The following is a 6,794-nucleotide window of genomic DNA, read 5'->3' as shown; positions in this document are numbered from 1 at the left end:
GTTTTTTATTTTTTCAGTCATTTATTTCTAAATCGAAAGAAGTCGTTAACGAGCCCTTTTGGACTTGGTTCAACCAATCCTTTCCGAAATACAAACGGTATGTAATAGTCAGGGCACTTCGTAAAGTTTTTCAAATCACTCATGGGTTTAAACCTGTAAATATGCACCTTGAGTTTTGCAGGGAGCCGTTTAGAATATGGCTCCCGATAAATCAGCATGTAATCAATTACATGGAGCAGGTTATGGTCAATAAAAAATATGCTGGTATTAGTCACAAAGTGCTTAATTCCATCTATGGAATATACGGTATTGTAGGACTCAATAATCCGGGCCAACTGCTTTAAAAGCTTCTTTTTATGCTTTGGCTTATCTTTCCTGAATTGATAAGTCAGGCAAAGATTTATCAATACCTCTTCAATTGTAGTAGAAGGAAGGATCTGAATCCAATGGGAGCTTTTTCTTTGGATTTTTTTTGCTTCTTTTCTGCTCATTTTTAATGTTTTTTGATAGTTAAAGTTTTTTATGAAGCTTGTGCGACGACACCGGAAATATCCAATTCAGGTAATGGTTCTGGTTCCTGTTGCGGTTTTGCCGCTAATCTTTTCTCCAGCTTTTCCATATCCTCCAATGCTTTAGTATCAATAACCTTTGCGTAATGTTGGGTTTGCTTGATCGTTGCATGGCCCATTAACTTGCTGACTGTTTCTATAGGTACACCATTGGAAAGCGTTACTGTTGTAGCGAATGTATGGCGTGCGATATGGTAGGTTAAATTCCTGTCAATATCACAAAGAGCAGCTATCTCTTTGAGGTATTCATTCATTTTTTGATTGGAGGAAACAGGCATGGCACAACCTGTTTGCAGGCACTTTGGATAATCAGCATATTTATCAAGAAGTTGCTCAGCAATACGAAGCATTGGCACTTTAATAGGGGCACCATTCTTTTCTCTATTGGAAATGATCCACTTATTACCTTCTTCGTCTGTTATAATTTGGAAACGTTGCAGGTTTTTGATGTCAACGTAAGCTAGGCCGGTGTAACAACTGAAAACAAAGATATCCCTGACCGTATCCAGGCGTTTTGTTGAAAATATTTTAGTTCTCAGTCTTTGAAGTTCGGATTGGGTCAAAGGGACAACAGGAATGTCCTTCGGGCTTGTTTTGAAGTCTGCAAAGGGGTCTGCAAATAACCACCCTTTTTTCCGGCACTGAATAATGATACGTTTAAAAAGACTGAGATATTTTACCGCTGAATTATAGGAGTGTTTCTTTTCTGATCGTAACCAGTAGTAAAATTCAAGGACGAATTCATAATTGATATCCTGCAGCTCCATGTCAATACCATCTATCTGTGCCTGGCGACGTACCATGTCTATTTTATCTAATAGGACACCAGATTTGAATACAATGAAGTTTTTAAGATGGGTGCAAGCGGTTGTATACCGTTGCAGGGTCCGAGGCTTGTATTCCTCTCCGATAAGCTTTTCTACAATTTCATTATGCTTTTTGAAAATGTCTATTATCATCCGGTGCTCGGGGCCATTGCCAGAGATGATATTTATGATGCCTAAAGCGGTCATCCGCCTATTGGTATCTACAAGTAATTTTTTCGCATCGTAAATTTTACCGGTTAATGATTCCAGGTAGTCATTTAAGCTGCGGGCATCTTCTTTATTCCCGAGTGCCCTTCCCGTATGCTGGTTCCATTTATCACAGAGCCACATTCTTTTGGTTGAAACTTCTTTTGACTTCCCGTCAACAGTGACCCTTAGATAGACATAACGATCCTTCTTCTTCTGATTTTTTGGCTTCTTTAAATAGTAAAGCAAACCAAAGCTTTTCTCCAACATAACTTGAATAATTTAAGTTAAACAAATGTCGGATTGAAGCACTTGTAAATCAAGATGTTCACGCTTTGAACATTTTGATAATCAATATTTTAAGAGCATATCGTGCGTCTTTATTTTTAAAAAGAATGGACGCACGAATGACGCTAATTAATTACGGGAATATTTATCAAAGTTGGGTATGGACCAAACATGAAAAAGCCCGCAAATGATTAATTTGCAGGCTTTTTATCGATTAAAGTAACTCGTTTGTACCACGTACGGGAATCGAACCTCGATCATAACTGATTGTTAGTCAGTACCCTACTTTGATTATATAAAGCGTGACTACACGAATGACGCTTTTTTTTCAAACTTATCCTATTTGGATATCAGTACTCGGGGCGGGAATCGAACCCGCACGCCTTTGAAAGCACAGGATTTTAAGTCCTGCGTGTCTACCAGTTCCACCACCCGAGCATTTGCCCTTACCGATCTCCATCGGCTTGGTTAATTTAAAATAAAATGCCTTCTGGTAGGAAGGCATTTTAGAGCGAAAGACGAGATTCGAACTCGCGACCCCGACCTTGGCAAGGTCGTGCTCTACCAACTGAGCTACTTTCGCAAATTTACACATCAGCTGTGTTCCTTTGGGGTTGCAAATATAGAAATTAAACTTTTCAATGCAAAAAAAAATAAAATAAAAATAAGGTATAATGTATTAATGCTTAAAAATGAGAGAGATAAAATCAATAAAAAATGTAAAAGCTACTTTTATTGAACCCCGGCCCCGCAATGTCATCCCATAAAAATAGAAAGGGTTTTGTTATATAGCTAGTGGGAGATTCTATGATCTCTGAACTTTTTGATGGGACATGAAAAAAAATACATAAATTGATAGGATTAATTCATAACCAATTAATAAGGGATTCTCGAAATATGATCAGGAAAGCATGTGGCAATATTTATAAATGGTTTTCCCGACTTCAAGACTAACTTTTGCATCAAAAACCAAAAAATATTAACATCCTCATGAAATACAGTATCATTTTTTTTCCCCTATTAGTAGTTGCTATAAATACTTTCGGACAAACTAAACAGGATAGTTTAGAAATTAAACAGGCAACGCTTGACTACATTGAGTCGCAACATACGCCAAATCCTAAACAAATGGAGCGGGCTTTGCATCCGAGGATGGTTAAACGTACTTTTTGGAAAGATAAGGAAACTGGCAAAGACTATGTTCGGGAAACATCCACGGAATCAATGGTGATCTTAGCGGAGAGCTACAATAAAAAGAAGGACAAATTTCCTGCTGTTCCTAAAAAAGAAATTAAATTTCTTGATATATCGGACAGAACAGCTTCAGTTAAGCTGATAGCGGATGAATGGATCGATTATATACACATTGTTAAATTGAATGGGGCTTGGAAGATTATTAACGTGCTTTGGCAATATAATGATAGCGAAAGGCATAAATAGCGCTATAAACAAAAAAACCTTTCATTTCTGAAAGGTTTTCGTTCGATTTTTTTGTTGTACTCGGGGCGGGAATCGAACCCGCACGCCTTTGAAAGCACAGGATTTTAAGTCCTGCGTGTCTACCAGTTCCACCACCCGAGCATTAGCCGCTGCCGATCTCCATCGGCTTGGTTAACTTTAAAATAAATGCCTTCTGGTAGGAAGGCATTTTGGAGCGAAAGACGAGATTCGAACTCGCGACCCCGACCTTGGCAAGGTCGTGCTCTACCAACTGAGCTACTTTCGCATGAACAAAACTGATGTTGTTGTTTCGTTTTGGTGATGCAAATATAGGCAGATTTATATTTCTGTCAAGAGATTTCTTGTTAAAAATTTAATATTTAATTTAAATTGCTGGCTTTCAGTACAAGTAAAATTAAATCAGTTTCAAAACCTTTTGCCTGAAGGTAGCTCATCAGCTTGTTTTTTCTTTTAAACGAATCATTTTCACCCAGACTTTCCGCTTTTTTAAGGGCTAATTTTTCTATCGTCTGCAAATAATCATCATCATCAATACTGTAAATCGCTTTTTGTAAAATTTTATCCGGAACGCCTTTCAATTTTAGGCCCTGTTTAATTTTAACGCGGCCCCAATGTTTAATGTTGAATTTGCCCGATGCGTAACTTTTGGCGAATCTTTCTTCATTCAAAAAATTGTTGATGATTAGGTCGGTAATAATTTCTTCCAGTTCATCACCACGCATGCCCCATTCTACCAATTTGTACCGCACTTCTTTTTGCGAGCGTTCCTGATAAACACAAAAACTTTCGGCTTTTGCCAAAGCTTGTTTTTTATCTAATAATACTGCCTCTTGTTTACCGCTTTTCATAATTAATTACTGAAATTCGTAAAAATAAAAGCGATTACCGTATTTTTCTGAATATAATAGCATGCAAAACCCCATATATACCCTAGCCAAAATAGCCGAAATTTTAAATGCCGATACCAAATTAGTTGATGGAGAGGTAATTATTCAATACCTGGTGATTGATAGTCGTTCGGTTTTAGTGCCAGAAAATTCTATGTTTTTTGCACTGTTGTCGCACCGTGATGGGCACGAATTTATAAAAGATGCTTACGAAAAGGATATCCGTAATTTCGTAATTACCGAAGCTAAATATGTTAATCAATACCCGGATTGTAATTTTTTATTGGTTGATAATGCTTTGGAGGCCTTACAACAGCTCACCATTTATCACCGTAATCAATTCGATCTTAAAACCATTGGTATTACCGGCAGTAATGGAAAAACCATTGTAAAAGAATGGCTTTATCAACTTTTGGCTGCCGATTTCAATATCGTTAAAAGCCCCAAAAGTTATAATTCGCAGATTGGGGTACCGCTTTCGGTTTGGCAGATTGAGGCTGATGATACGCTTGGGATTTTCGAAGCCGGTATTTCTGCAGTGAATGAAATGCAGCGCCTGGCGGAGATTATTCAGCCTGAAATAGGGATTTTAACCAACATTGGTGAAGCGCATGCGGAAGGATTCAGTTCTAAAAAAGAAAAACTCACAGAGAAACTGAAACTTTTTAAAGATTCAGATTTATTTATTTATGCTCCCGAATATGTAACCGAGGTAAGTACAAAAGATTTACCCGGTAAGAAAAAGTTTAGCTGGAGCAGTAAACAGGTTGCAGACTTACAGATTACCACTGTTGAACCCATTGAAGGGAATTGCTACTTAAGGGCCATTTATCAGGATACTGAAATAGAGTGTATGCTGCCTTTTAAAGATAAAGCCTCAATAGAAAATGGCATGATCTGCTGGGCAACTTTACTGGCCTTAGGTTATACTCCTGAACAGGCCGATTTGCGTTTAGAAAAACTAAGCCATGTAAGCATGCGCCTGGAACTGAAAAATGGTATTAATCAATGTTCCATTATCGACGACTCTTATAGTGCGGATATTTCTTCTTTAGCCATTGCGCTCGATTTTTTAAACCAGCAGAACCAGCATCCAAAGAAAACCGTTATCCTCTCCGAATTATTTGAAACCGGTAGGGATGACCTCGATCTTTATAGCGAAATAGCTGATCTGCTTGCTCAAAAAAAGGTAAGCCGCTTGATCGGTATCGGAACACACATTTCGCGTTATGCCGATCTTTTTAAATTCGAAACACAGTTTTTCGACGATACCAATGCTTTTGTAGAAGCTTTTCCCGGTTTGCAATTTAACCACGAAACCATACTGGTGAAAGGAGCAAGACGTTTCGAGTTTGGCCGCATCAGTAAACTCCTCACACAGAAAATACATGATACCGTTCTGGAAATCGATTTAAATGCCATGGTAGGTAACCTGCAGTTTTACCGTTCTAAAGTTAAGCCAGGTGTTAAAATTATGGCCATGGTTAAGGCTTTTTCTTATGGAAGCGGAAGTTTCGAAATTGCCAATTTATTACAATTCCACAAGGTAGATTATCTGGCAGTGGCTTATGCCGATGAAGGTATTGCTTTACGGAAAGCCGGAATTACGTTGCCGATTATGGTAATGAGCCCAGAAGAATCTGCCTTCGAAGCCATCATTAAACACAGGCTCGAGCCCGAAATTTACAGTGTAGAAATCCTGAACAGTTTTTTAAATGCATTATCGGATTATGACTTTGATTATCCGATCCACATCAAGATTGATAGCGGCATGCACCGTTTAGGTTTTGATCAATCTGAAATGGATGCTTTATCTGCACTGCTAAAAGATTCGGTAAGGGTAAAGGTGCAGAGTATTTTCTCTCATTTAGTGGCTAGTGATGCTGCAGAGCATGATGGATTTACCGGGCAGCAGATTGTTAAATTTAAAAGCATTGCTGATCAATTGGTCAAGGTTTTAGGTTATAAACCATTGTTGCACATTTCCAATACTTCTGGTATTTCACGCTGGCCCGAAGCTCAAATGGATATGGTGCGTTTAGGAATAGGTTTATATGGTTTTGATTCTGCTTTGGCCAATAACCGTGGCTTGCAGACGGTAATGGTACTTAAAACAACCGTAACCCAGGTGAAAAACCTGGAGCCTGGTGAAACAGTAGGGTATAGCAGAAAAGGAATAATGCCCAACGGCGGAAAAATAGCCACCGTAAAAATTGGTTACGCTGATGGCTACACCAGATATTTTGGCAATGGCGTAGGTAAAATGCTGGTTAATGGATATTTAGTGCCGGTAATTGGTTCAATCTGTATGGATATGACGATGTTGGATGTTACAGGTATTGATGTAAAACCCGGCGACGAAGCCATAGTTTTTAATCAGGAGCATACCATCATGCAGTTGGCAAAAGATATTAATACTATCCCTTATGAAATTTTAACCAATATCTCGCAACGGGTAAAGAGGGTTTATTTTTATGAATAGTTCATTTAGTTCAATGGTTCATTTAGTTCAATGGTTCATTAGTCATTAGTAGGGCAAATTGCTTATTGGTTTACTGGTTCATTGGTCAATAGTT

At 38.3% G+C, this 6,794-nt stretch carries 5 protein-coding genes and 4 tRNA genes; 3 read left to right on the top strand and 6 right to left on the bottom strand.

Annotation, left to right across the window (positions count from 1 at the left end):
* Positions 1-344 (top strand): hypothetical protein (locus U859_RS32260; protein WP_205314427.1); only part of this gene is annotated, 344 nt, incomplete at its 5' end.
* Between the two features lie 176 nt (positions 345-520).
* Here U859_RS32260 and U859_RS0121345 read toward each other — a convergent pair.
* From U859_RS0121345 to U859_RS0121335, 3 genes are all read right to left on the bottom strand, one after another.
* Positions 521-1,852: a site-specific integrase gene (locus U859_RS0121345; protein WP_025145327.1), complete on the bottom strand. Its 1,332-nt coding sequence runs from the start codon at positions 1,850-1,852 to the stop codon at positions 521-523.
* Between the two features lie 372 nt (positions 1,853-2,224).
* Positions 2,225-2,308 (bottom strand) — tRNA-Leu (locus tag U859_RS0121340).
* Between the two features lie 72 nt (positions 2,309-2,380).
* Positions 2,381-2,453: transfer RNA gene (locus U859_RS0121335), tRNA-Gly, on the bottom strand.
* 407 nt (positions 2,454-2,860) lie between these two features.
* Here U859_RS0121335 and U859_RS0121330 point away from each other — a divergent pair.
* The gene (locus tag U859_RS0121330) at positions 2,861-3,310 is read left to right on the top strand and encodes a nuclear transport factor 2 family protein (protein WP_025145326.1); all 450 of its coding nucleotides are present in this window, start codon (positions 2,861-2,863) and stop codon (positions 3,308-3,310) included.
* A gap of 57 nt (positions 3,311-3,367) precedes the next feature.
* Here the strand turns inward: U859_RS0121330 and U859_RS0121325 are convergent.
* The 3 genes from U859_RS0121325 to U859_RS0121315 all read right to left on the bottom strand — a co-directional run bounded on the left by U859_RS0121325 (position 3,368) and on the right by U859_RS0121315 (position 4,179).
* Positions 3,368-3,451 (bottom strand) — tRNA-Leu (locus tag U859_RS0121325).
* A gap of 69 nt (positions 3,452-3,520) precedes the next feature.
* Positions 3,521-3,596 (bottom strand) — tRNA-Gly (locus U859_RS0121320).
* A gap of 94 nt (positions 3,597-3,690) precedes the next feature.
* The gene (locus U859_RS0121315; protein WP_025145325.1) at positions 3,691-4,179 is read right to left on the bottom strand and encodes a regulatory protein RecX; all 489 of its coding nucleotides are present in this window, start codon (positions 4,177-4,179) and stop codon (positions 3,691-3,693) included.
* Positions 4,180-4,240: 61 nt separating this feature from the next.
* Here U859_RS0121315 and U859_RS0121310 point away from each other — a divergent pair, with 61 nt between their 5' ends.
* The gene (locus U859_RS0121310) at positions 4,241-6,700 is read left to right on the top strand and encodes a bifunctional UDP-N-acetylmuramoyl-tripeptide:D-alanyl-D-alanine ligase/alanine racemase (RefSeq protein ID WP_025145324.1); all 2,460 of its coding nucleotides are present in this window, start codon (positions 4,241-4,243) and stop codon (positions 6,698-6,700) included.
* The last annotated feature ends 94 nt before the right edge of the window (positions 6,701-6,794 follow it).

The organism is Pedobacter jeongneungensis, assembly GCF_000633455.1.
GTDB lineage: Bacteria > Bacteroidota > Bacteroidia > Sphingobacteriales > Sphingobacteriaceae > Pedobacter > Pedobacter jeongneungensis_A.
The sequence above is the reverse complement of the archived record's forward strand: the minus strand, read 5'-3'. Positions and strand labels throughout refer to the sequence as shown.

Excerpts from the sequence above, each read along its gene's own strand:
- U859_RS0121345 (WP_025145327.1), bottom strand. The coding sequence starts at position 1,852 with ATGTTGGAGAAAAGCTTTGGTTTGCTTTACTATTTAAAGAAGCCAAAA.
- U859_RS0121330 (WP_025145326.1), top strand. The coding sequence starts at position 2,861 with ATGAAATACAGTATCATTTTTTTTCCCCTATTAGTAGTTGCTATAAAT.
- U859_RS0121315 (WP_025145325.1), bottom strand. The coding sequence starts at position 4,179 with ATGAAAAGCGGTAAACAAGAGGCAGTATTATTAGATAAAAAACAAGCT.
- U859_RS0121310 (WP_025145324.1), top strand. The coding sequence starts at position 4,241 with ATGCAAAACCCCATATATACCCTAGCCAAAATAGCCGAAATTTTAAAT.